The organism is Niastella caeni (genome assembly GCF_004834005.1).
GTDB lineage: Bacteria > Bacteroidota > Bacteroidia > Chitinophagales > Chitinophagaceae > Niastella > Niastella caeni.
The window spans coordinates 161351-187008 of the sequence record NZ_STFF01000005.1; the positions used below are offsets into that span (position 1 = coordinate 161351).

A 25658-nucleotide genomic window follows, 5' to 3' on the forward strand; every position below is an offset into this window, starting at 1 on the left:
GTACCGAAACCAAACGCAAGCCGCATGATACGTTCCAGGGTAACCGTAATAACGATTGTGTTTTCTTTTTTATTGATCCGGTGTTCGAATACACAAAAATCAATAAACCCCGAAGCCAAGTTCAGTCCTAATGACGAGCGCTTGTTTACGGAGGTTCAGCAACATACGTTTCAATACTTCTGGGAAGGGGCAGAACCCACCAGCGGTATGGCAAGAGAACGGATTCATGTTGACAATGTATATCCCGAAAAGGATCAAAACATCGTTACCAGCGGCGGAAGTGGTTTTGGGGTAATGGCTTTACTGGTAGGCATTCACCGGGGTTTTATTACCCGAGACGAAGGACGGGAGCGGCTTGAAAAAATAGTTGAGTTCCTGAAAAAAGCCGATCGCTTTCATGGCGCCTGGCCGCATTGGTTGAATGGCGAAACCGGCAAGGTAAAACCCTTCAGTCGTAAAGATGATGGCGGCGACCTGGTTGAAACTTCTTTCATGATCCAGGGTTTGCTTTGTGCCCGGCAGTACTTTATAAAGGGCGATTCAACCGAAAAAGCGCTGGCTGCCCGCATTGATACTTTGTGGCGCGAGGTAGAGTTCGACTGGTACCGGAATGGTCAGAATGTGTTGTACTGGCATTGGAGCCCAAAATACAATTGGGAAATGAATTTCCCAGTTCGTGGATATAATGAGTGTTTGATCGTGTATGTGTTGGCCGCCGCTTCGCCTACGCATGGCGTTCCGCCGGAAGTATACCACGAAGGCTGGGCGCAGAGCGGACGAATTGTGGCACCCTGGCCCGTGTTTGATTATTCGTTGCAATTGTATCACCAGGGCGATTCCCCATATGGCGGCCCATTGTTCTGGGCGCATTACTCCTTCCTGGGGCTCGATCCGCATGGATTAAAAGACCGGTACGCCGATTATTGGGCTGAAAATAAAAACCAGACGTTGATCAACTATACCTGGTGTGTAAAGAATCCAAAGTACTTTAAAGGGTATGGTCCCGATAACTGGGGACTAACGGCCAGCTATTCTGTGCAGGGATATGCCGGCCATGCACCGGGTAAAAACAGCGATCTGGGAGTTATATCGCCTACAGCCGCTTTATCCTCATTTCCCTACACCCCGAACCTATCTATGCAGACCATGCGACATTGGTACAACGATATGCGCGATAAACTATGGGGTCCTTATGGTTTTTATGACGCATTTAGTCAAACCGCCAACTGGTATCCCGAACGCTACCTGGCAATTGACCAGGGCCCGATTGTTGTAATGATGGAAAACTATCGTAGCGGGTTACTATGGAGGTTGTTTATGAGCTGTCCGGAAATAAAGACAGGATTAAAAAAATTAGGATTTACGAGTCCGTATTTTAAGTAGAACGCGGAACGCAGAAGGCAAAACGCGCAGAAAGCGAAAGGCGACGGAAGAATGCAGAACGCGAGCAGGCGTTCGGCCTTAAGCGTTCGGCGTTTAGCCTTACTTAACAGCTTACCATGGGCATAAAATTTTGTTATATAGCTTTTTTAATAGCGGCTATAGTTCCGCAGGTATTCCCTCAAAGCAAAGATGACCAGGGTGGGTCTCTTTCCAAAAAGAGGCTCACCCTTAATCAAACCATTAATTCGGGTACCTATTGCAATCCCCTGAATATTGATTATGGCTACACGCCTATACCCAATTTTGCAGAATGGGGTAAACACCGCGCAACCGCCGATCCGGTTATTGTAACATATAAAGATGATTATTATTTATTCAGCACCAACCAATGGGGTTACTGGTGGAGCAATGACCTGTGTAACTGGAATTTTATTTCCCGCTCATTTCTGAAACCCTGGCACAAGGTATACGATGATCTTTGCGCCCCGGCGGTTTGGGTGCAAGGCGATACCCTGCTGGTGTTTGGTTCAACCTATTCGGGCAATTTCCCAATCTGGATGAGTACCAATCCCAAAGCCAACGAATGGAAAGAAGCAATAGATTCTTTTGAGATCGGTGGCTGGGACCCTGATTTTTTTCTGGATGATGATGGCCGCCTGTATATGTACAACGGCAGCAGCAACCGGTACCCGTTATACGGAATTGAAATAAACCGGAAAACTTTTGATCCTGTTGGCACGCGAAAGGAAATGTATTTGCTGGAACCCTGGCGCTATGGATGGCAGCGGTTTGGCGAATACCTTGACAATACTTTTTTAGATCCGTTTATTGAAGGGGCCTGGATGACGAAGCATAACGGCAAATATTACCTGCAATACGGCGCGCCGGGTACCGAGTTCAGCGGGTATGCCGATGGCGTGGTGGTAGGCGATCATCCGTTGGGCCCGTTTACGCCTCAATCACTCCCGTTTAGTTATAAGCCCGGCGGTTTTGCCCGTGGTGCCGGTCACGGGGCTACCTTCAGGGATACAAAAAACAATTGGTGGCATGTATCTACCATTGCTATTTCGGTGAAAAATAATTTTGAACGTCGCATTGGTTTATGGCCCGCTGGTTTTGATAAAGACGATGTGTTGTATATGGATGCCGCCTTTGGCGATTACCCGCATTATTTGGCCCGCGGAGAGGCCGCCCCCTTCACCGGTTGGATGCTGCTCAACTATAACAAACCTGTAACCGTTTCATCTACCCTTGCCAGTTATTATGCTAATTTCGCTGTAGACGAAAACATAAAAACCTACTGGAGCGCAGCCAGCGGCAATAAAGGCGAGTGGATCCAAACCGATCTCGGCAACATCAGTACCGTCCGCGCCATTCAGATCAATTATGCCGACCAGGATGTGAATTTCCTGGGCAAGTCAACAGAGGCTTACCATCAATATAAACTCTACCATAGTACCGACGGTAAAAAATGGAAGTTGCTAGTTGATAAAAGCAGCAACAAAACCGATGTGCCGCACGACTATATTGAGTTGAAAGATCCGGTTCAAACCCGGTTTATAAGATTAGAGAACCTGCATATGCCCGGCGGAAAATTTGCCATCAGCGGGCTGCGTGTATTCGGCAATGGAAATGGCAATAAACCCGATACGGTAAAACAGTTTATTGTATTAAGAACGGAAAAAGACAAACGCAATGCCTGGCTAAAATGGTCGCCGGTTGATAATGCGTATGCCTATAATATTTACATGGGCGTTGCGCCTGACAAATTATATAACTGTGTGATGGTGTATAGCAGCAATGAGTATTACTGCAAAGCGATGGACAAAGAAAAGCCCTATTATTTTTCCATTGAAGCCATAAATGAAAACGGGGTATCGGCCAGAAGTAAATTAATAAAAGTAGAATAGACTTAAAAAACATTCATATGCGCAGGACATTTTTAACGATCGTTGTCTTATCCTTCCTCATGCAGGTAGCTGCACAAACGCCCGATGCCAAAATGAATACGTTTGTGGCCAATCTTATGAGTAAAATGACCCTCGAAGAAAAGATCGGTCAGTTGAATCTCGTAACGCCCGGCTGGGGCGTACCTACCGGTTCGGTAGTTAGTAAAGGCGTGGAAGATAATATCCGCAAAGGACATGTAGGTGGGCTGTTTGGCATTTTTGGTCCGGATAAAGTGCGCCTGGCGCAAGCCCTGGCCATGAATGAAAGCCGGTTGAAGATCCCTTTGCTGTTTGGGTTGGATGTAATACACGGACATAAAACTATTTTTCCCATTCCGCTGGGCCTTTCCTGTTCGTGGGATACGGCATTGGTTGAACGCAGTGCCCGCATTGCGGCTATCGAAGCTTCTGCCGATGGTCTCTGCTGGGTTTTCTCCCCCATGGTTGACATAGCCCGTGACCCGCGCTGGGGGCGCATTGCGGAAGGCGCCGGTGAAGATCCTTTCCTGGGTTCAGAAATGGCAAGGGCTATGGTAAAAGGTTACCAGGGAACCGATTTGTCGAAAGATAATACCGTAATGGCCTGCGTAAAACATTTTGCATTGTATGGCGCAGCTGAAGGCGGCCGCGATTACAACACCACCGATATGAGCCGCATCAGGATGTACAATGAATACCTGCCTCCCTATAAAGCGGCTGTAGATGCAGGTGTGGGCAGTGTAATGAGCTCTTTCAATGAAATTGATGGCATTCCGGCTACAGGCAACCGGTGGCTGCTTACCTCTTTATTACGCAACCAGTGGGGGTTTAAAGGATTTGTAGTATCTGATTATACATCCGTTAATGAAATGATAGCGCACGGCGTGGGCGATCTCCAAACCGCTTCTGCGATGGCGTTACATGCCGGTTTGGATATGGACATGGTGGGCGAAGGCTTTTTAACCACTCTGCAAAAATCCCTGAAAGCAGGAAAGGTAACCATAAAGCAAATTGATGACGCCTGTAAACGGATCCTGGAAGCAAAATATAAGCTCGGCCTGTTCCAGGACCCGTACCGTTATGTGAATAGTGGCCGGCCTGAGAAAGAAATCCTGACTGCACAAAACCGGCAGGCTGCGCGGGAAACAGCGGTGCGTTCCATGGTGCTGTTAAAGAATGAAGGCAGGATCTTGCCGTTGAAAAAATCCGGTACCATTGCCCTGATCGGTCCGCTGGCCAATAACCATTCAGAAATGTTAGGCACCTGGGCCGTATCGGGCGATAATACAAAAAGCGTAACCATACAACAGGGCATGCAAAATGTGGCCGGCAATAGTGTGCAGATCCTGTTTGCCAGGGGCGCCAACATAACAGATGATACATCTTTCGCCAAAAGAATAAGCCCGTTTGGAAAACCAACGGAAATAGATGCCCGATCGCCCGATACACTGATCCAGGAAGCGGTTGCTGCAGCCGGCAAGGCCGACGTAGTAGTGGTAGTTGTAGGTGAAGCAGCAGAAATGTCGGGGGAGTCGGCCAGTCGCACTGACCTTGACCTTCCCGGGAGTCAGCGAAAACTGGTAGAAGCGTTGGTTAAAACGGGAAAACCGCTGGTAGTGGTATTGATGAATGGCCGCCCGCTCGCCATTCCGTGGCTGAACGAACAGGCGCCCGCCATCCTGGAAGCCTGGTTCCCTGGTACAGAAGCCGGAAACGCAGTAGCCGATGTGTTGTTCGGGAATTACAATCCCTCCGGCAAACTCACGACCTCCTTTCCACGCAATGTAGGCCAGATCCCTGTTTACTATAATCACAAAAATACCGGCCGGCCTTTTGAGGGCGGTGCGCCCAAATTCAAATCCAATTATTTAGATGTTCAGAATGAACCCCTATATCCATTTGGCTATGGGCTTAGCTATACCAATTTTACCTACGATAGTATAAAACTCAGCCGGAATACTTTCAGTGCCGGACAATCGATAACAGCCTCTGTAATGGTTACCAATGCCGGAGATGTTGCCGGCGAGGAAACTGTGCAATTGTACATCAGGGATGTGGAAGCATCGGTTACCCGCCCTGTAAAAGAATTAAAGGGGTTCCAAAAAGTTGTCCTCAAAGCCCATGAATCGGCAAAAGTGGAATTTACCATCACGGAGAATGATCTGAAGTTTTATAACAGTGAATTGAAATATGTGGCTGAGCCGGGTGAATTCAAAGTATTCATAGGTACCAACAGCCGCGATGTAAAGGAAACCGGTTTCAGGTTGGTAAAATAATTTTGAGCCGTAAATTGCGCCCAAACAAACAATCAATGGCACCTGTGAAAAACATAATTTTCGACCTGGGCGGCGTTCTATTGAACCTGGGTGTAGCGAAAACACGCGATGCGTTTATTAAACTGGGGCTTACCCAAATAGATGACCTGTTTCGCATTGGGCATGCGCATGGTTTCTTCAGAGACTATGAAATAGGTACTATTTCCGACGAGGAGTTTGTTGAAAAGGCGCGGCAGTTGTGCCATCCCGGTACCAGCGACAGCCAGGTTATAGACGCCTGGAATATTATGCTGCTCGACTTTCCGGCTGAGCGCGTACAGTTACTGAAGCAGCTAAAAACTAAATACCAGCTTTTTTTATTCAGCAATACCAACGCCATTCACCTGCAGGCGTTTAGTAAAAGTTACCGGCAGGTTTACGGCGCTGCCCTCGACGATCTTTTTGAAAAAGCTTATTATTCGCACGTCATCAACCAGCGCAAACCCGATGTGCCGGCTTTTGAATATGTAATAAAAGACAGCAACATAGATGCGGCGGAAACCCTTTTTATTGACGATGCGTTGGTAAATGTGGAAGGCGCGCGGCAGGCTGGTTTACAGGCCGTTCACCTTACCGATGGAAAAACGATCCTTGATTTAGGCCTTTGAAAATATTGAATGTAGAATTTTGAATGTCGAAATTAAAGGGAAACCTGCTGTCTTCACTTCAACATTCAACATTCATCTGTTTCCTATTGCTTAACTTCTTCAAAATCAATATATTCGCCGGCTTTTGGCTGTTTGGCGGTGGCGTTATTCGACGTGCTTTGCTTAGCCTCAGTAGTTTGCTGTTGCAATGGGTCCTGTTGCTGTTGATGCTGCCGTTGAAATTCTTTTATCTGACGGCGCATCCGCCACGACATCTGGATTACAGGCACAAGGAATCTAAATACAAATTTGTATAAGAAATAGGCCAGCAGTATATATAATAAAATGCGCGTTAAACTCATATTATAAAAACTAAAGGTACAAATACAGCGCTTAACAACCTGTTAAGGCGCTCAAACAAAAAATTCCTTCCACTACACATCAGGCTGCCAAAAATGGGAAACTTGGCAAAACTATATGAAATCAACAAGTGTCGTATTCTGAAAGTTCGGGAAGGCTATTTTTTAAGATTTCTTTCAAAAGATGACCGGCATTACCCCACTCATTTTTCGTTTATTCAAAATTAACACTGGGTATTTTGGAATTATTTATCCTTTTACCTTACCTTTGCCAAGGCAAAAGATGATTAGAAAGGGAACGGAAATCGTTCCCTTCTTTATTTCCCGTAAGAGCATGGAAACACCAGTACAGGCAATTGAAAAAATGTTACAGGATATGCTGGCCAATGATCCGGCTTATTTCCTGGTTGAGATTAGAGTTAAACCCACCAATAACGTCAAACTATTTTTGGATGGCGACCAGGGAGTGACCATTGAGAAGTGTATCTCCTGGAATCGGGCTTTATACAAAAAGATAGAAGAGGAAAATCTATTCCCTAATGGAGACTTTTCACTTGAAGTATCCTCTCCCGGCGTTGATGAACCCCTTAAGTTGCTCAGGCAATACAAAAAAAATTTGGGCCGCTCGGTAGAAGTGATCCTTAAAGACGGTATTAAAGTTACCGGTAAAATGATCGAAGTAAGCGATGATGCCATTACGGTAGAAGAAACAAAAGGAAAGAATAAAAAGAAAGAGGTGATACAACACCACTTTCAATTTGATCAAATAAAATCAACAACAATTCAAACAGTATTTTAATAAGATCTTCCGACACACAATGCCGGGAGGAAAAAATTGTAGTCTATGGCAAGCATTAACTTGATAGAGGCCTTCGCAGACTTTAAGGACGCGGAAAATATAGATCGTCCAACCATGATGAAAGTGGTGGAAGACGTTTTCAAAACCCTGCTGCGTAAAAAATATGGCAGTGACGAGAATTTTGACGTAATTGTGAATGCAGAGAAAGGTGACCTGGAAATTATGCGCCGCCGAACTATTGTGGAGGACGGAGCTGTGATGGACCCCCTGGCAGAAATTGCCTACAGCGATGCCGTAAAAATTGAGCCCGACTTTGAAGTGGGCGAAGAAATATATGAGGAAATTAATATCCTCGATTTCGGCCGCCGGGCCATTCTGGCAGCCAAACAAACCCTGGCCAGCCGTATCAGTGATCTGAAAAAGAACGTGTTGGTAAAAAAATACGGCGACCGCATAGGCGAAATTATCAGCGCCGAAGTATACCAGGTTTGGAAAAAAGAAATTTTATTGCTCGATGAAGAAGGGAATGAGTTAATATTGCCTAAGTCTGAGCAAATACCGCAGGACTATTTCAAGAAAGGTGAAAATATCCGCGCCGTTGTTAAAAAAGTAGAATTAAAAAACAATTCTCCGGTCATTATTTTATCCCGTACCTCTCCCTCTTTCCTGGCAAAACTGCTTGAAATTGAGGTGCCTGAAATATTTGATGGTTTAATTGTTATTAAAAAGATAGTTCGTGAACCTGGTGAAAGAGCCAAGGTAGCCGTAGAATCGTACGACGACCGTATTGATCCCGTAGGCGCCTGCGTAGGTATGAAAGGTAGTCGTATCCATGGAATTGTACGGGAATTGAAGAACGAGAACATCGATGTTATCAACTGGACCAATAATATTCAATTGCTGATCCAACGCTCGCTTACACCGGCCAAGATCACTACACAGGACCTTGACAACGACAAAAAACAGGCGAATGTGTACCTCAAACCTGACCAGGTGTCGCTTGCGATCGGTAAAAAAGGCGTGAATATTAAGCTGGCACAGGAATTAACGGGATATAGCATTGACGTATACCGTGATACAGAAGGCGAACCCCAGGAATTTGATATCGACCTGGAAGAATTCAGCGATGAAATTGAAACCTGGATACTGGATGAGCTTAAACGCGTAGGTTGCGATACAGCCCGCAGTGTGCTGGATCTGACCGCTGAAGAACTGGAAAGAAGAACTGACCTGGAAAGAGAGACCATCAATGAAGTACGCCGGATCTTGAATGAAGAATTTGAAAAAGGATAAGCAGGGAAGTTAATTTGGTTATAAGCTGCAAAGGAGTAGCAAGTTAAAGCCATTAAATATGTAAAAAGGGCCATGCAAAGGTGCATGGACCGGCTTACAACGTATGACTTTAAACACAAATATGACTAAAATGACTTTTTACAAGTAATTTGCTTATCCAAACAGCGAACAAAACAAAAAATTGTCTTACAATAACGAATGGCAGAAACAACAACACTAAGATTAATGGCCGCAGCCAAAGAGTTTAACATCGGCAAGGAAACGCTGGTAGACTTTTTGGTAGGAAAGGGATTTAGCAAAGACGATCTTAAACCTACGTCAAAACTGACGGAGGATATGTATCGTGCTTTGCAACAGGAATTCCAGAGTGATAAAGTGGCTAAATTAAAAAGCGACCAGATTGATCTGCCGAAGGGAAGTTTGGAAGCAAAGAAGAAGAAAGAAGACGATGCTGCAGCCGTGAAAAAGGAAGTGGTAAAGAAACAGGAGCCAACTCCGGTTGTAGAAGAGAAAAAAGAAGAAAAGGTAGAAAAAGTAGAAGAAGTTGCTCCGGTAGTTGCTGAACAACCACCTGCAGTAGTTGAAACAGTGGTAACCCCAACTGTTGAAGAAAAGAAAGAGGTTGTGGAAGAGCAGCCAAAAGCAGAAGAGAAACAACCTGAAATTACCAAGGTTGAAACGCCTGAAATAGAAGGGCCTAAAGTATTAGACAAGATCGACCTTTCTGCTATAGATTCTTCAACTAGGCCGAAGAAAACGCCTGCAGTTGAAAAGAAAAAAGAACAGGAGCCCCCGGTAAAAGCAAAAGAAGAAACGCCGGTGGTAGAGGAAGAAAAGCCGAAAAAGGCAAAAGAAAAAGAAGTAGAGGAACCAAAAGAAGAAGTAGCTCCTGTTGTAGAACCTGTGGCGGAAGAGAAGCCGAAAAAGCCCAAAGAGGAAGTGGCAACACCTCAACAACAACAGCCTGCAAAGCGTGTAGTTGTTGAAAAGAAAAAGGAACAGGAGCCGGTAAAGGAAGTGCAAAAAGAAAAAGAAGAAGAGAAGGAAGAAGCACTACCCCCGGTTATTGAAAATATTAAAGCAGATAAACTTACGGGACCGAAAATTCTGGGCAAAATAGAATTACCGGTTGGCGACGAAGCCCGCACCAAACCGAAGCCCAACGAGGAAAAAAGGAAGCGCAAGCGCATTCCCATTGAAAAGAAGGATCAACAGCAAACGCCGCAACAACGGGCTCAACATCTTTTCAAGAAAAGAGAAGTCGGCGATCAACGTGGAGGCCAGGGTGCACATGGTCAGGGCCAGGGTGGCGGTCAGCAAGGCGGCCATCAGCAGGGTCAGGGCGGTCATGGTCGACAAGGACATCAGCAAGGCGGCGGAAACTTCAGAGGCGGAAACAATCGTCCTAATAACAACCGGCAAGGTGGTGGTAATCGCCACGTGTCGCGCGAGCCGAAAGAGATCAACGAAAAAGAGATCCAGGATAAAATACGCGAAACCCAGGCTAAACTGTCTGGCCAGGGCGGACGTGGTAAGAGTGTGAAGGCCAAGCGCCGTCATGAAAAGCGCCAGGGAATGGCCGAACGGCAAGGTGTTGATGGAGAGGACAACAAGCTGCAGGTGACTGAGTTTATCAGCGTAAGCGAATTGGCTAACCTGATGGATGTAAGCTTTGCCGAAGTGATCAGCAAGTGTATGAGCCTGGGCCTCATGGTGTCTATCAATCAGCGTTTGGATGCCGAGGTAATTGAACTGGTAGCCGGTGAATTTGGATTTGAAGCCGAATTCATTGATATGGAAAAGCAGATGGAAATGGAGGAAGAAGTGGAAGAGGATAATGAAGAAGATCTGCAACACCGGGCGCCAATCGTTACCATCATGGGTCACGTTGACCATGGTAAAACCTCATTGCTCGACTATATTCGCAGCGCCAACGTGGTAGCCGGTGAAGCGGGTGGTATCACCCAGCACATTGGAGCCTACGAAGTAACACTGCCCAATGATAAGAAAATAACTTTCCTCGATACACCTGGTCACGAAGCGTTTACAGCCATGCGTGCCCGTGGTGCCAAGGTAACCGATATTGCGGTAATTGTAGTGGCAGCAGATGATGCCGTGATGCCGCAAACCAAGGAAGCCATCAGCCATGCTCAGGCTGCCGGCGTACCTATGATCTTTGCCGTTAACAAGATAGATAAAGAAGGAGCCAACCCGCAAAAAATATACGAACAACTGGCCGGTATGAACCTGCTGGTTGAAGAATGGGGTGGTAAATTCCAAAGCCAGGAATTGAGCGCCAAGAAAGGATTGAATGTAGACAAACTCCTGGAAAAAATATTGCTTGAAGCGGAATTGCTGGAACTGAAAGCCAACCCCGACCGCGAAGCATCCGGTACTATCATTGAAGCTACCCTCGATAAAGGTCGCGGTTATGTAGCTACTGTGCTGGTTCAAACCGGAACCTTGAAGCATGGCGATCTGGTGGTATCAGGCCAGTTCTATGGTCGCGTGAAAGCTATGTTCAACGAACGTAACAAACGTGTTGACGAAGCCCCTCCTTCTACCCCGGTTCTAATATTAGGATTGAACGGTGCGCCACAAGCCGGTGAGAAATTCAGAGTGTACGAAGATGAGGCAGAAGCCAAAGAAGTGGCAAACCGCCGGGCTCAGATCTTACGCGAACAGGGTATACGCACCAAGAAACATATCACGCTCGATGAAATTGGACGTCGTTTGGCATTGGGTAATTTCAAACAATTGAACCTGATCCTCAAAGGCGATGTGGATGGTTCGGTAGAGGCCCTGAGCGATTCATTACAAAAATTATCAACCGAAGAGATTGTTGTATCGGTTGTACATAAAGCAGTAGGTGCCATCAGTGAAAGTGACGTAATGCTGGCTACAGCATCCGATGCCATCGTAGTTGGTTTCAACGTACGGCCTTCAACCCAGGCAAACCGACTGGCCGAAACAGAAGGGGTGGAAATCAAGCTGTACTCCATCATTTACAACGCCATCGAAGAAGTGAAGAGCGCGATGGAAGGTATGTTGGAGCCCAAGATCACCGAGAAGATCGTTGCCAACGTGGAAGTACGGAACGTATTCAAGTTCGATAAAGCTACAGTGGCAGGGTGCTTCGTGCTCGATGGAAAAATTCAGCGTAATTCGAAGATCCGCGTAATTCGCGACGGTATCGTTGAATATCCTAAAGGTGAAGGACAAAGCGCTGAGCTGCAATCACTGAAACGCTTTAAAGACGATGTTAAGGAAGTACCTTCAGGAATGGAGTGCGGCTTAACCGTTAAAAACTTTAGTGATATTAAAGTAGGCGATATCATTGAAGCGTTTGAACTGGAAGAAGTAAAAAGAACATTATAAAGGCATATAGGCAACGAGGCAGCGAGGCATAAAAGATGGCCTCAATGCCTCGTTGCCTTTCTATATTGTTTGTGCCTCGCCTTTATGCCTATTCTTTTGTTAAATAACCTTTGCGGCTCTATAATTGATAGGCTAACTACTAAATTTGGCCCTATCCCTTTCAAAAATAATGGAGATGACACGTCCAGGATAAAATTTTCATTATTGTCATTATTTTACATGTAAATTTTATTCTGGTAAGTTCCATCTGGCCTTGATAAAAAATTATAAATATTCAGATGAAACCTGTTTTTACATTTATAACCGCCCTGTTTTTATGTATCATCGCGGTGGCCCAAACCCCACGTAAAGTAATTGCCGACAAAATAGTAGGTATTGTGGGCGATAAAATTATTTTGAAATCTGATGTATACAACGATATCATCGACCGGCAGCGCCGGGGAGAACCTGTTCCTGAAAATGCCGACTGCTCGATCATGGAACAAATTCTTACTCTGAAAGCATTGGTGCTGCAGGCGGAAAAAGACTCTATAGCGGTTGGGGATGATGAAATTGATGCCTTGCTCGATAACCAGATCCGCGGGTTTATAAATATGTACGGTTCAAAAGAAGCCCTGGAAGAAATTGCCGGCCGTACCATTTACCAGATAAAGGAAGATTTTCGCCAAACCTTTAAAGAAAGAAAGCTGGCGGAACGCATGCGTGATAAGATCGTAGAGAACATCAAGATCACGCCGCAGGAAGTAAATCTGCATTTTTCAAAGAAAGATCAAAACAACCTGCCATTTTACGAATCGGAAGTAGTGATTGGTGAAATTGTTGTGAACCCGAAAGCAAGCCGCGACCTGGAAAAGCTCACCATTGATGAATTGAATGATTTTAAAAAGCAGGTAGAGTCGGGCGCGCAGAAATTTGAAACCCTTGCCCGATTATATACAGATGACCCGGGCAGTAAGGAAAACGGCGGACAATATTCCGTTAACCGTACAGAAAAGAACTGGGACCCCGCTTTCCTCAACAATGCTTTCCGGCTTAAAGATGGGCAAATATCCCCGGTGTTTAAATCAAAATTCGGTTATCACATTATACAAATGGTAAGCCGCGCGGGTGATGATGCCATCGTGCGCCATATCCTGCGTATTCCCAAAATTACCGATGATGAGATCAATGAAGCCATCAACAAACTGGATTCAGTACGCGCCAAGCTTATTGCCGGTACTATTACGTTTGGGGAAGCAGTTGCCAAATACAGTGATGATGAAAACTCCAAATTCACTGGTGGTTATAAACAAGGACAAAACGGAGGGACCTCTTTGGAATTAGGCCAACTCGATAAAGAACTGGTAGAACTGTTGGCCAAAACCAATCTTAAACCTGGTGAGTATTCGAAACCTACGCCATACACCGATGAAAGAGGAAAAAAAGGTGTTCGTATCGTTTACCTGAAAACGCGCACCACACCGCATCGGGAAAACGTAAAAGACGATTACGACCGGTTAGCCAAGGAAGCGATTGAAATAAAAAAGCAGAAGGCGCTCGAAAGCTGGTTTGCTTCAAAAATCCCTTCTTATTACATAATGATAGACGAAGATTTTAAAAACTGCGGCACTTTGAAAAACTGGATGCAGTACGCGGCTGCAGGAAGTAAATAAAGAATTTTATAAGTTGAATAGCCTATAAAAAAAGCATCCCGATAACATCGGGATGCTTTTTTTATAGGGGTGTTTGGGTAGATATGATGTTTTTTTCTTAGATTCGTTATCGTTATATGCTTTTACTATAATGTATTATTCATGGCAATTAATAGTCATTTAACGATAAGTGAAAACCCCTAAATAGGGTAGAAACGTATCCATGACTGTTGGCGTAAACCAGCTTTTAAGTATTTTGTATAAGTATTTACATGTAAATAATGCCTTAAAATTTATCATGTAATGCAGTAAAATGCTGTATGTTAAAACAGTCAAAGAAGTCCTTTCCTGAAGTAAGTCCTGATTATACCGCCCTTAGCTTGAAAACAGATACGGCGGGTATCATCTTAGCAGCTTCAGCTGACCTGCTTTCTTTTACTGGTAAGCATCATGAAGAGCTTATAGGTACCTCTTTCAAAAAGATCATACATTCCAGCGATAAGCCAAAGCTTCAGGCCATACTCAACACCGGTATCGATGCCGGAATAGTAATACAACTTGCAATAAAAGGAAGATCGGGTGTGCATCACATTGGGTTCACCGCTAAATACCAACAAGGCAGTGGCCATACAGGTGATGTAATAACATGGAATGCAGTTCCAGGGCCCGAATCAACCAGGAGGGAAAATATAACTCACCAACAGCTTGAAGAAAATAATATCGCATTAAAAGAAGTTCGCGAGGAACTGGAAGCAGTTCGCCAGGAACTGAAAGAAGTTACAGAAAGATATAAAGCATTTGTACAGCAAAGCTCTGAGATCATTTGGCGTTGCGAATTACAAGTTCCTATAAACATCAATGATCCCGAAGAAACACAGATAAAGCAATTGTTTGAGGGATACCTTGCCGAATGTAACGACCACATGGCGCATTTTTACGGATATAAAGATGCAGCCGGTATAATCGGTAAAAAAATATCTGTCTTTTTTGACCCTAACGAGCCCGTTACATTTCAGGTTGTAAGAGAATTTATTCAGCAGGGATATAAAATACATCGCCGGTTGTCGATGCATATCGATCACCAGGGTAATAACAGGTATTTCCTGAATGTGATGGTTGGTGTGGTGGAGGATGGAAAATTATTACGTGTTTGGACTACCCAAAATGAAATTACCCAGTTGCGAGCCGAACGAAAGCAGGCTGAACAAACGATCCGGGAAGGTGAAGAACGGTTTCGGCAATTTGCCGATGCAGCGCCTGTTATCATTTGGGTTGCCGATGAAGTGGATGACACGATCTATGTAAATAAATGTTTTGAGCAGTTTACCGGGTTAACGTTACAGGAAGTGCAAGGCAGTGGCTGGGAAAAAATTGTTTACCCCGCAGATCTGCCTGTTGCTATAGAAAAGTATAAACGATATTTCAATACTCGCGAATCGGTGGTTTTGGAATACCGGTTAAAAAATAAAGAGAATGAGTACCGGTGGGTACTTGATCATGGTGTTCCCCGCTTTCTGGAAGACGGCACGTTTGTGGGATACATCGGTTCAATAGTTGATATACACGATCGCAAGCTGGCCGAAGAAAAGATCCGCTTCCAGGTGCAGGTGATGCAGGATGTATCGGAAGGAATTATTTCAACCGATCTTGATTTTAATATAATATCATTCAATAAAGCGGCTGAAAATATTTACGGTATTCCCGGCCATGAAATAATAGGCAAACGACTGAATGATTTTGTTAACCTCTCTTATATTTCAAATACCTGGGAAGAAGCGTTGCAGGAATTGTATGAAAAAGGTAGTTGGGAAGGGCAGGCTTATTATAATCGCCATGATGGCAAACGCATTTACCTGAACTGTGCATTGTCGTTTGTAAAAAATGAACGCGGTACCCGCATTGGCTTTGCTGGTATTTACCGCGACATTACAGAAACCCGTCAGTCGCAGGAAGACCTGCGGATCAATGAAGAAAGATACCGATCGGTAGTACATGCACTGGGTGAAGGTATTTTGATGCATGATAAAAACGGAGAGATCATTACCTGCAATCGCAGTGCTGAGATCATCCTGAATGTGCCCAGTCAGCAATTGATTGGAAGAATTACTTCAGGAACCGAGGGCCTATGCATCTATGAAGATGGTTCGCCATTTCCTTCCGAACAACACCCGGCATTGATCACGCTGCGAACCGGCCGGTCACTGCAAAATGTGATCATGGGCATTCAGCGATCAGATGGATCATTGGTTTGGATCTCAATCAACACCGAACCAATTTACCATACACAACAACGGGTACACCCCGATGCAGTGGTAACTTCATTTGTAGATATTACCCAGAAGAAAGCCGCCGAAATAGAATTAAAACGCAGCCAGCAACAATTGAGGGAGTATTCTGAACGCATTACCAATATATTGGCCAGCATAACCGATGGCTTTATTGCGGTAGATAAAAGTCTGAATATATTTTTATGGAACCATGCCGTAGAACATATTACAGGTTTGAATGCAAAACATGTAATTGGTTCCGGAGTTGAAAAAATATTTCCGAACTTTGCCGGAACTACTGAGTATCGTCAGTATATAGAAGCGATCAATAAAGGCACTTCTTCGAATTTTGAACATTTTCTGCCTGCATTTAATCGCTGGCTCGAAACAAGTGTATATCCTTTTTCACAGGGCGCATTTATATATTTCAGGGATATCACAGACCGCAAAAAACAGGAGCGATTATTGGAGCTGGAAAAGGAAGTGTTGGAAATAAATGCCCAACCTGCTGCCTCACTAAAAACAACCGTCGATTATTTCCTGGATGGATTGGAAAAGACATTCCCCCACATGATCTGCTCGGTTATTATGCCAAGCGATGATAAACAATCTATCCTGCATTTGTCAGGACCCAGCCTCCCCGCAGAGTTTCCCCAGGCCATAAATGGCGCAAAAATAGGCCCAACAGTGGCTTCCTGTGGCACAGCTATTTATAGAAAAGAAAAAGTAATTACAGTTGATGTGAAGACGGATCCATTGTGGGAAAATTACCAGCCACTGGCCGAAAGATTCGGTATAAGATCATGTTGGTCGTTCCCCATTTTAAATGCCGGTAACGAAGTGTTGGCAACCATCGCCGTGTATCACCGGAATCCCGCAACACCAACAGAAAACGAACTGAATTTATTTGAGCGGGTCAGCAGCCTGCTGCGAATAATAATTGAAAATAAAAACGCTGAATTAAAGATCAGGCTGAGTAATGAACGGTATCTGCTGGTGACCAAGGCTACCAACGATGCCATTTGGGATTGGGATGTAAATACCAATACCCTTTATTGGGGCGAAGGTATTTATACCCTGTTTGGTTTTAAACCCGGGTATGTTGATAATTCGACGAAATTCTGGGAAAGCTGTATTCACCCTGAAGACCGCGACCGCGTAGTGAATGGATTAAATAAGTTTATTAAAGATGGTACGTCTAAAATATGGGAAGATGAATATCGTTTCATAAAACCCGATGGCGAATATGCATTGGTGTTTGACCGGGGATTTTTGATCTTCGATCACTCAGGCAAAATTGCCCGCATGGTAGGTTCCATGCAGGATATTACCGATAAGAAAGAACTGGAAAAGAGATTATTGAAGCAGGAGCTCGATAAACAAAAGTTGATTGCCCAGGCCGTGGTAAATGCCCAGGAAAAAGAACGTGCGGAGATTGGCAAGGAATTGCATGATAATGTGAACCAGATCTTGTCAACGGCTAAATTATATCTTGAATTGGCCCAAACCGATGACAATAGCCGGCTCGAACTTATTAATCGCAGCACCAATAATATTTCTGATGCCATTAATGAAATCCGAACCATTTCCCGGTCACTGGTACCTCCGAGCATCGGCGATCTGGGGTTGATTGATTCTGTACAGGACCTGGTGGAAAATATTAAAGCAACCAGGAAATTACACGTAGAATTCTATTATTCAGGTACGATTGATAACATACTGGATGAGAAAAGAAAGTTGATGTTGTTTCGCATCATCCAGGAACAGGTGAATAATGTATTGAAACATGCTTCAGCCAAAAACCTGGTCATTGAATTGATTGTGGATAGTGAGGGCCAGGCAATAGACCTTACGATCAGCGACGATGGTAAAGGTTTTGAGCTGGATAAAGTGCGGTTGAAAAAAGGCGTGGGTTTGTCGAATATTTCCAGCCGCGCCCAATTATTTAATGGAAGTGTAAATATTGTTACTGCTATAGATGAAGGGTGTAAACTAAAAATAAATGTCCCTATTTCAAATATCTAAACCCCCTTATTGATTATGGAAAAAATTAGTGTATTAATTGCAGATGACCACAAGTTGATACGGGAGACCTGGAGCTTTATCCTGAATAATGATCCCCGGTTCACAGTGGTAGCCGAATGCGGCGACTCTGAGCAGGCTGTTGAAATGGCCAAGAACAAAAAACCTCAAATTGTGCTCATGGACATAAACATGTTGCCTATTTCGGGGTTTGAAGCCACCGAGAAGATCAGGAAAGTATCGCCCGCATCCCGCATCATAGGCATTTCCATGCACTCACAGCCGGCGTATGCCAAAAAAATGCTGCAGATAGGCGCCCGCGGTTACGTTACCAAAAATTCTTCCAAGGAAGAAATGATAACAGCCATTATGGAGGTGCACGGCGGCAACAAATACATCTGTGATGAGATCAAGAATAACATCTCGGAACTCGTGCTGGAGGAAAATAAAGATGTACCAAATGTGAATGCCCTCACAGAACGGGAAATTCAGATCATCAACCTGATCAAGGAAGGGCAATCATCAAAAGAAATTGCCACGAGCCTGAACATTTCGTTAAAAACAGTGGAGGTTCACCGGCATAATATTCTGAAAAAGCTGAAACTGAAGAATTCGGCTTCGCTCGTAAATTTCATTAATAATGTTGCTACCAGCATGTAGGTAAGCCGTGGGGGATTATTTTACCTGCAATAAATAATATACAGGATTCCACTAATATTTATTATTCAGAATGTAAGGGATATTCAAAAGTCAATTTGGGGGGACAAATATGACTCACCTAGGGGTAAACCTTTATATTCCGCTGAAAAAATTCATTAAGTGTAAAAAAGACATTGAATGATTTAGGATTTCTTTCGGAAAAATTAGCAATTTAGCGCTACCAATATCTCTTGAAAACGAACGAAAAATCCAACGTCCGTAATCCAGATCCTAACGAAAGCCGAACCGTCCAATGCCCGTTTAATTAAAAAACAAACCGGCGCAGATATTTATCCAATGTCCTGATGAGGAACAACCCCCATACCTATGAAGACTGGGGGTTTTTTTCATTTTCCATTCTTAACACTTCCCGTTGTTACTCTTTTCTTTTTATTCCTGAATTACCTGTAACTTTGCGCTTTCTTTTTATAATCGGGAGTTATTCATGAGTGATGAAATAAAACATGAATGCGGATTAGCATTCATCCGTTTAAGAAAGCCGTTCTCCTACTATTTGCAGCAACACGGTACAGTAATGTGGGGTCTTAATAAGCTGTACCTGCTCATGGAAAAACAACATAACCGCGGTCAGGATGGAGCTGGTGTAGCAGCCGTGAAGCTGAACGTTGAGCCCGGTTACCCGTTTCTGCAACGCATCCGAAGCAGTGCGCCTCAACCAATTGCCGATATTTTCAGACAAATAAGCGGGGAAGTGAAAGAGCTGGAAAAATACCAGCCCGATGTAATGAAGCATCCCGGTTTAATGAAAGGGCATATATCCTATTTGGGCGAATTGCTGTTAGGGCATTTGCGCTATGGCACCCAGGGAAAGAATAATGCAGAGTTCTGCCACCCATTTATAAAACGCCACACCATTCCCGCCCGTAATATGGCGTTGGCGGGCAACTTTAACCTGGTTAATACCGACGAACTTTTCGATCTTATTAATATAGAACCCGGCGAATTTCAAAAGCAAAGCGATCTGGCGGCTATGATGGAAGTGATCCATCATTTTCTGGTGAAAGACGACGAACATTCACCTGTTGACGTAGATGTGCTGAGTGTGTTACGGAAAGCAGTGCCTTTGTTCGACGGTGGTTTTACCGTGGGTGGTTTGCTGGGTAATGGCGACTCATTTGTCTTCCGGGATGCACATGGCATTCGTCCGGCTTATTATTATATCGATGAAGATGTAATTGTAGCTGCTTCAGAAAGGTCAGCCATACGTACGGTATTCAATGTTGGTGAAAATGAAGTGAAGGAATTGATGCCGGGCATGGGATTGATTGTAAAAGCCGATGGCGAGATCTCCATCGACAAAATAACAGAGCCCAAAGAACGCAGGGCCTGTAGCTTTGAACGTATTTATTTTTCAAGGGGCAGTGATGAAAAGATCTATCGCGAACGGAATGCCCTCGGCTATAATTTGAGTCCGCAGATCTTGCAGGCTGTTGACTACGATCTTAAGCATACCATTTTTTCTTTCATACCCAATACGGCCGAAGTGGCTTTTTACGGGTTATGGAAAGGCCTTGACGATTACCTGAAAAAGGTAAAAATTCAGCGTATTCTATCCTGGGGCAACGACATTTCCGAAGAGAAGTTATCGGAAATGATCAATCGGAAGATACGGATTGAAAAGATTGCTATTAAAGACGTTAAAATGCGCACGTTTATTACGGAAGATGTAAGCCGTAATGAGATGGTGCAACACGTTTACGATATAACGTACGGAACGGTAGAGAAGGACCTGGATACCCTGGTGGTCATTGATGATTCTATTGTACGGGGTACTACTCTTAAAGAAAGCATTGTGCGAATGCTGGCCAGGCTGGAACCGAAAAAGATCATCATTGTATCATCGGCGCCTCAGATCCGCTACCCCGATTGCTATGGTATTGATATGAGCAAGCTGGGTGATTTTATTGCTTTCAGAGCGGCCACGGAATTGATGAAAGAGCATGGCAAGGAAGATTGTTTAAAGGAGTTGTACGAAAAGTGTAAAGAATTGCAACGTTTGGGCCAGCTACATACGGAAAACGTGGTTAAGAACGTTTATAAACCATTCACAACCGAACAGATCTCAAATAAAATTGCTGAACTGATTACCCCGAAAGGGCTTAACTTGCCAGTACAGGTAATTTTTCAGACAATAGAGTCCCTTCACCAAGCATGCCCAACCAATACAGGCGACTGGTATTTTACCGGTAACTACCCGACACCCGGAGGCAACCGGGTGGTAAATAAAGCGTTTATTAACTATATGGAGGGTAAAAACGTAAGAGGGTATTAGAGATATCAGCTATCAGATTGAAAATTATACGATTATTAATGCATTTTTAAAATGAAGTTTGCACATGTCAGAAAAAATGCTTAATATCAGGTACGGGATTATATGTAACTCCTTCTATACCCCAGAGAAAACAACGGTATAAGACTCATCCATTAGTAGTTGTACAAAAGGTCTAAGACAGCCTGTTGCTGTTTTTCGTGCCGTTGTGCATATAACAAGCTCATTCACACACTACTGAAAAAAAAATCGTATGAGTAAAATTACCATCATGATTGTAGATGATCATACTTTGATCCGCGAAACCTGGTCGTATTTATTAGGACGGAATGAAGAATTGGAAGTAATTGCTGAATTGGGCGACGGTCAGCGAGCCATTGAAATAGCACGGGATAAACGACCTAACATTGTACTACTTGATATTAATATGTCGCCATTGAATGGGTTCGACATATTAAAGATGATCCGCAAACTATCACCAGGATCAAAAGTTATTGCTGTGTCTATGCACTCGCAGCCGGCGTATGCCAAAAAAATGCTGCGGCTGGGCGCTCGCGGGTATGTAACAAAAAATTCTCCCCGTAAAGAAATGCTCGATGCTATTCACCAGGTGTGTGCCGGCAATGTTTATATATGCCAGGAAGTGAAGAATATTTTGTCGGAACAGATGATGAATGAAGAAGAGGGAGGCGATGGCTTGAATCAGCTTTCTGAACGCGAAATAGAAGTAATAAATCTTATCCGCAATGGATTGTCGTCAAAAGAAATAGCCGATAAGTTAGCCATATCAATAAAAACAGTGGAAGTGCACCGTCATAATATTTTAAAGAAATTAAAGGTAAAAAATACAGCATCACTGATCAATTACATTAATTCAAGTGGACTGTAATTCCCCCTTTTGCAGTTCATAAATACACATTATAAATCGTATTTTCCCCAATGGGTAAGTGCATTTGGCAAAGTATTTGCGACAAATGCACTGCCGACCGTTTAGCTTCCTATGGGGAACCAATTTTAATAACAGGCCTGTTAAATTTCTGATTCCTTTGATCGAACTCATTATTTTTAGGGGGATTTATCCCCCTATTATTTTTATATGAAGTCAGTAATAATCATAAGGCACGCAAAAAGCAGTTGGGATCACATCGGTGTAGATGACTTTGATCGTCCATTGAATGAACGGGGTAAGGAAGATGCACCCAGGATGGCCAAAAGATTGTTGGAGCGCAATGTTACAATCGATGCATTTATTTCAAGTTCAGCTAAAAGGGCGCGAAAAACAGCTGCCATTTTCATAAAAGAATTCGGTGGCGGAAAAGACGATGTACTATTGTTGCCTGAATTATACCTGGCTGGTCCCGATGCATTTTATAATGCAATAGCACAGGCGCCATCATCTGCCAATACCATTGCCCTCTTTGCTCATAATCCCGGTATCACCGATTTTGCCAACGAACTAACCGATGTGCGGATAGACGATATGCCTACCTGCGCCATATTTGCGGTGAAAGCTGATATTCAGAATTGGTCGCAATTCAGGGATGCGGAGAAGCAATACTGGTTTTTTGATTATCCCAAAGCGAAACTGGGATGACGGGGATTGCTGGGATGGTGGATTGATCATCTTTTATTAATGTTCTGCCTTCTTTATCTGCTCAATCATTTCTCCGATCACTATTTTATACGCCGACATGTCAAATACAGGTTGCTGATACGGGAACGTCTTAACTTCAGCCAATACTTTTTTTAATGAGAAATGAGATTGGGAAACTGCATAAGCCAGATGTTCTTTGTGCAGATAACCCGCTATATATTCCTGCTCTGCCTGTCCGGGCGTTGGCACCAGGATGCTTTTCTTACCAAGCTTCAACAGGTCCATAACAGTCGTATACCCCGAACGGCTGATCACATATTCCGAATTACATATTAGTTTATTCAACATGCCGGCTGGTGCATGATTGTGTATGATGCAATTTCCTGCCGACTGAACGGGACTACTGCTACCTGGTAATCCTCTTACCAGCACAATATTTCCTGGTTGTTGTTTGAATGCCTGTAATAAAAGGTTTTCAAAAATAGTGCGTTGCGGTTCCGGCCCGGAAAGAATGACCAATAGGTTTATAGAAGTTGTTTTTCCCTGGCAGGCATTTAGCCTGCTAAGACCACCAATGTAGCGTAAAGGAATGGCTGGCAATTTACCGGGGTGTGATAATTCGCCCGCCAGCGTTTTTCCTGCTTCATAATCGGGTACCCAACAGGTTGAGAATTGCTTAATGCGAAAATAATTTAAATATTGAACCAGCCGGTCGGTGAGTTTGCCCAGCCCTGTTTTAATATATAATTGATGGGTAATGAAAACAGAATGAACACCACGGGCATGTAAACCAAACCGGTTATCGGAAATGATAATATCAACAGGTTTCGTTTTCAGGAAAATATTTAACCAGGTGTTTTCGTTATTGATTTTGATCAATATTTTTGGCGTCTGGAGAATGATCCTTACGATTGTACCCCACCTCTTTTTTCCGTATTTCAAATTATACCCTGGTAAATGCACGTAAGTAAGCTGTGGAAACTCCCCGATCAATAAAGCTTTTTGCGTTGAATTACAGGCTATAATAACCTGGCAACCCAAATGAAGTAATTCGTGGATAATGGGAATACAACGGGTGGTGTGCCCTAGCCCCCAATCCAACGGCGATAGCAATACGATGGGTTTTTGTGCCTTGGTGTTAAAATTGTTGCTTTCGGGCAATATCAAATACTAATTTGTTCGTAAAATAGTTTAATTTAGTAAGAACCGAGTATATGAAGAAAGTAAGTTATACTGTGATCGTTTTGTTAATTATTAGCCTGGTTATGGCCAGTTGCAGTTCAGGTAATCGCATCAGTGGTGGCGGTTCATCCAAAAAATGCGGCTGTGGTTTAAACAGGGGATTTGTAGGTTATTAAAAGCCGATACAGACAATGAAAAACTCTAATCGCGATCTGCTTGTCCTGGTAAAGGATGCCTATACCAATAAAGAAGCTATGCAATACGAGCTTCAGCAATTGAACCTGTTGTTGGTGAATTTTGAAACACTCGACAGCTTTTGCATAGCGCATGAAGTATTTGATATTCAAAAGTATCGCATACTTACAAAGAAATCGCAATTACAGAAGATCGTTGAACAGGAAACATTAAAGCCTTTCGTGTTTATCTGCAATAAGAATTAACCGGTATTTATTAGCATAAAATAACTAAGCGTGGCACGGTTTCAAACCGTGCCACGCTTTTTATATAGCTGTTTAGCTTAATTTTTTCAGCGCATTCCTCAATTGATCTATCATTTCACCGATCTCTTCTTTTTTACAGGTGCCAACGCTTAACCGGTACCAGGGCGATGACCTGTCGGCCCCGAATGCATAAAAAGGCACTACCGCCAGTTTGGCTTCATTCAACAGGTAAGCGGTAACATCACTTTGTTGTGTCAACTGTTTGCCGGCCGCTGTTTTCTTACCAGCCAGGTCAATTTTTATGGTAAGGTAAATAGCCGCCTGCGGAGCAATGGCGTCCACTGAAAAACCTTCTGCCTTCAGTTGTTGTAATCCATTATAAATATCCCGTAAACGCACTTCTACTTCCGCCTTGAAATGCTTCAGGTAATTATCAATCGCTTCTTTATTGTACAGGAAACGGGCAACGGCCTTCTGTTCAGCCATAGGCGCCCAGGCCCCTACATGGCTCAGGATAGCCTTCATTTTATCGAGAATAACCTGGGGGCCAAATGCCCAACCCACCCGAACGCCGGTAGCGGCAAACACTTTGCTTATGGCATCAATAAAAATGGTATAAGGCTGCATGGCCGGCCGCAACGATACGGGATTGTAATGCTTAATATCGCCAAACGTCAATTGCCAGTACATTTGATCATACATCACGTATAACTTCTTTTCACCGTCACCACGGCTACTGTTTTCTTCCAGCACCATATCGCAGATGGCCTCCAGGTCGTGTTTGGTGAATGTAGTGCCGGTGGGGTTTTGGGGAGAACACAAAGCCAGTAACGTAGCGCCTTTCAAATGCGGGCGAATGTCTTTGGCAATGGGCATAAAGTTGTTTTCAGCCCGGGCTTCCACCACTACGTGTTCAGCACCCACAAAATGCGTATAATGGTTATTGTTCCAGGAAGGAACGGCATAAATCACCTTGTCTTCCTTATCGCAAATGGCGCGGTATAATGAATAAATTAATGGCCGGCCTCCCGATGCTACCAGTATTTCAGGCGCCGAATAGGTCAATTGCTCCCGTTCCTTTAGAAAATGGGCAATGGCTTCCCGCAGGTCAAGGTTGCCCTCTGCGGCCGGGTAATTGGTAAAATGTTGCCGGTAAGCCGTAATTATTTCTTCTTCCAGTTCCTTTGGAATAGGGAAAATGGCAGGATCAAAATCGCCAACAGTAAAATTATAGATCTTTTCTCCTCCACGGATCTTATCGCGTATTTCGCCGCCCAGTTTTACAATTTCCGATCCTATCAAAGTTTCTGCGAGATGGCTAAGTTTCATTGTTAATATTGTAGCGCAAAAATAAGATGTTGTAGCCTTATACCCTTTTTACATGTAACTTTTCAACTATGTTAATCTTTATATCTGGTTAACTTAGCAAGGAATTAACAACTTAAGCGTTTTTATTTTCAATAATTCAGGGATTTTTCTGTTATTGCAACA

18 protein-coding genes are annotated in these 25658 nt (G+C 43.9%); 15 read left to right on the forward strand and 3 right to left on the reverse strand.

Annotation, left to right across the window (positions count from 1 at the left end; all coding sequences use genetic code 11):
* Positions 1 to 24: 24 nt before the first annotated feature.
* The 4 genes from FAM09_RS18465 to FAM09_RS18480 all read left to right on the forward strand — a co-directional run bounded on the left by FAM09_RS18465 (position 25) and on the right by FAM09_RS18480 (position 6234).
* A complete protein-coding gene (locus FAM09_RS18465) occupies positions 25 to 1383 on the forward strand; it encodes a glucoamylase family protein (RefSeq protein ID WP_136578622.1) in 1359 nt (452 codons plus the stop codon).
* A 116-nt stretch (positions 1384 to 1499) separates the two neighbouring features.
* On the forward strand, positions 1500 to 3293 hold the full coding sequence (locus tag FAM09_RS18470; protein WP_136578623.1) for a family 43 glycosylhydrolase: 1794 nt from the start codon (positions 1500 to 1502) through the stop codon (positions 3291 to 3293).
* A 17-nt stretch (positions 3294 to 3310) separates the two neighbouring features.
* A complete protein-coding gene (gene bglX, locus FAM09_RS18475) occupies positions 3311 to 5587 on the forward strand; it encodes a beta-glucosidase BglX (protein ID WP_136578624.1) in 2277 nt (758 codons plus the stop codon).
* Between the two features lie 44 nt (positions 5588 to 5631).
* Positions 5632 to 6234: an HAD family hydrolase gene (locus FAM09_RS18480; protein ID WP_166437199.1), complete on the forward strand. Its 603-nt coding sequence runs from the start codon at positions 5632 to 5634 to the stop codon at positions 6232 to 6234.
* A gap of 83 nt (positions 6235 to 6317) precedes the next feature.
* Here the strand turns inward: FAM09_RS18480 and FAM09_RS18485 are convergent, their stop codons facing one another.
* Positions 6318 to 6575 carry a DUF4834 family protein gene (locus tag FAM09_RS18485; protein WP_136578626.1) on the reverse strand — a complete coding sequence of 86 codons (258 nt, stop codon included), beginning with the start codon at positions 6573 to 6575 and terminating at the stop codon, positions 6318 to 6320.
* Between the two features lie 280 nt (positions 6576 to 6855).
* Here FAM09_RS18485 and FAM09_RS18490 point away from each other — a divergent pair, with 280 nt between their 5' ends.
* From FAM09_RS18490 to FAM09_RS18530, 9 genes are all read left to right on the forward strand, one after another.
* Positions 6856 to 7371, forward strand: coding sequence for an LSm family protein (locus FAM09_RS18490; protein ID WP_243751713.1), 516 nt, complete (start codon positions 6856 to 6858; stop codon positions 7369 to 7371).
* Between the two features lie 45 nt (positions 7372 to 7416).
* On the forward strand, positions 7417 to 8664 hold the full coding sequence (nusA, locus tag FAM09_RS18495; RefSeq protein WP_136578627.1) for a transcription termination factor NusA: 1248 nt from the start codon (positions 7417 to 7419) through the stop codon (positions 8662 to 8664).
* 198 nt (positions 8665 to 8862) lie between these two features.
* Positions 8863 to 12042 carry a translation initiation factor IF-2 gene (gene infB / locus FAM09_RS18500; RefSeq protein ID WP_166437200.1) on the forward strand — a complete coding sequence of 1060 codons (3180 nt, stop codon included), beginning with the start codon at positions 8863 to 8865 and terminating at the stop codon, positions 12040 to 12042.
* 278 nt (positions 12043 to 12320) lie between these two features.
* Entirely contained in the window at positions 12321 to 13694 is a 1374-nt protein-coding gene (locus FAM09_RS18505; RefSeq protein ID WP_136578628.1) for a peptidylprolyl isomerase, read from the forward strand.
* 299 nt (positions 13695 to 13993) lie between these two features.
* The gene (locus tag FAM09_RS18510; RefSeq protein ID WP_136578629.1) at positions 13994 to 17965 is read left to right on the forward strand and encodes a PAS domain S-box protein; all 3972 of its coding nucleotides are present in this window, start codon (positions 13994 to 13996) and stop codon (positions 17963 to 17965) included.
* 15 nt (positions 17966 to 17980) lie between these two features.
* The gene (locus FAM09_RS18515) at positions 17981 to 18622 is read left to right on the forward strand and encodes a response regulator (RefSeq protein WP_136578630.1); all 642 of its coding nucleotides are present in this window, start codon (positions 17981 to 17983) and stop codon (positions 18620 to 18622) included.
* Between the two features lie 484 nt (positions 18623 to 19106).
* Positions 19107 to 20954 (forward strand): amidophosphoribosyltransferase, encoded by a 1848-nt coding sequence (locus tag FAM09_RS18520; RefSeq protein ID WP_136578631.1) that lies wholly within the window; start codon positions 19107 to 19109, stop codon positions 20952 to 20954.
* A 250-nt stretch (positions 20955 to 21204) separates the two neighbouring features.
* Entirely contained in the window at positions 21205 to 21840 is a 636-nt protein-coding gene (locus FAM09_RS18525; RefSeq protein ID WP_136578632.1) for a response regulator, read from the forward strand.
* A gap of 207 nt (positions 21841 to 22047) precedes the next feature.
* The gene (locus tag FAM09_RS18530) at positions 22048 to 22545 is read left to right on the forward strand and encodes a SixA phosphatase family protein (protein WP_136578633.1); all 498 of its coding nucleotides are present in this window, start codon (positions 22048 to 22050) and stop codon (positions 22543 to 22545) included.
* Between the two features lie 36 nt (positions 22546 to 22581).
* Here FAM09_RS18530 and FAM09_RS18535 read toward each other — a convergent pair whose 3' ends face one another.
* The gene (locus FAM09_RS18535) at positions 22582 to 23712 is read right to left on the reverse strand and encodes a glycosyltransferase (RefSeq protein WP_136578634.1); all 1131 of its coding nucleotides are present in this window, start codon (positions 23710 to 23712) and stop codon (positions 22582 to 22584) included.
* A gap of 47 nt (positions 23713 to 23759) precedes the next feature.
* On the opposite strand from FAM09_RS18535, the gene FAM09_RS30745 reads away from it, so the two are divergent.
* Together FAM09_RS30745 and FAM09_RS18540 are read left to right on the forward strand one after the other, a co-directional pair.
* The gene (locus FAM09_RS30745; protein WP_153825463.1) at positions 23760 to 23903 is read left to right on the forward strand and encodes a hypothetical protein; all 144 of its coding nucleotides are present in this window, start codon (positions 23760 to 23762) and stop codon (positions 23901 to 23903) included.
* Between the two features lie 15 nt (positions 23904 to 23918).
* A complete protein-coding gene (locus FAM09_RS18540; RefSeq protein WP_136578635.1) occupies positions 23919 to 24167 on the forward strand; it encodes a hypothetical protein in 249 nt (82 codons plus the stop codon).
* Positions 24168 to 24239: 72 nt separating this feature from the next.
* Here the strand turns inward: FAM09_RS18540 and FAM09_RS18545 are convergent, their stop codons facing one another.
* Positions 24240 to 25496, reverse strand: coding sequence for a pyridoxal phosphate-dependent aminotransferase (locus FAM09_RS18545; RefSeq protein ID WP_136578636.1), 1257 nt, complete (start codon positions 25494 to 25496; stop codon positions 24240 to 24242).
* Positions 25497 to 25658: the final 162 nt, after the last annotated feature.

Excerpts from the sequence above, each read along its gene's own strand:
- FAM09_RS18515 (WP_136578630.1), top strand. The coding sequence starts at position 17,981 with ATGGAAAAAATTAGTGTATTAATTGCAGATGACCACAAGTTGATACGG.
- FAM09_RS18540 (WP_136578635.1), top strand. The coding sequence starts at position 23,919 with ATGAAAAACTCTAATCGCGATCTGCTTGTCCTGGTAAAGGATGCCTAT.
- FAM09_RS18525 (WP_136578632.1), top strand. The coding sequence starts at position 21,205 with ATGAGTAAAATTACCATCATGATTGTAGATGATCATACTTTGATCCGC.
- nusA (WP_136578627.1), top strand. The coding sequence starts at position 7,417 with ATGGCAAGCATTAACTTGATAGAGGCCTTCGCAGACTTTAAGGACGCG.
- FAM09_RS18530 (WP_136578633.1), top strand. The coding sequence starts at position 22,048 with ATGAAGTCAGTAATAATCATAAGGCACGCAAAAAGCAGTTGGGATCAC.
- infB (WP_166437200.1), top strand. The coding sequence starts at position 8,863 with ATGGCAGAAACAACAACACTAAGATTAATGGCCGCAGCCAAAGAGTTT.
- FAM09_RS18545 (WP_136578636.1), bottom strand. The coding sequence starts at position 25,496 with ATGAAACTTAGCCATCTCGCAGAAACTTTGATAGGATCGGAAATTGTA.
- FAM09_RS18490 (WP_243751713.1), top strand. The coding sequence starts at position 6,856 with ATGATTAGAAAGGGAACGGAAATCGTTCCCTTCTTTATTTCCCGTAAG.
- FAM09_RS18465 (WP_136578622.1), top strand. The coding sequence starts at position 25 with ATGATACGTTCCAGGGTAACCGTAATAACGATTGTGTTTTCTTTTTTA.
- FAM09_RS18485 (WP_136578626.1), bottom strand. The coding sequence starts at position 6,575 with ATGAGTTTAACGCGCATTTTATTATATATACTGCTGGCCTATTTCTTA.
- FAM09_RS30745 (WP_153825463.1), top strand. The coding sequence starts at position 23,760 with ATGAAGAAAGTAAGTTATACTGTGATCGTTTTGTTAATTATTAGCCTG.
- FAM09_RS18470 (WP_136578623.1), top strand. The coding sequence starts at position 1,500 with ATGGGCATAAAATTTTGTTATATAGCTTTTTTAATAGCGGCTATAGTT.
- bglX (WP_136578624.1), top strand. The coding sequence starts at position 3,311 with ATGCGCAGGACATTTTTAACGATCGTTGTCTTATCCTTCCTCATGCAG.
- FAM09_RS18505 (WP_136578628.1), top strand. The coding sequence starts at position 12,321 with ATGAAACCTGTTTTTACATTTATAACCGCCCTGTTTTTATGTATCATC.
- FAM09_RS18510 (WP_136578629.1), top strand. The coding sequence starts at position 13,994 with ATGTTAAAACAGTCAAAGAAGTCCTTTCCTGAAGTAAGTCCTGATTAT.
- FAM09_RS18520 (WP_136578631.1), top strand. The coding sequence starts at position 19,107 with ATGAGTGATGAAATAAAACATGAATGCGGATTAGCATTCATCCGTTTA.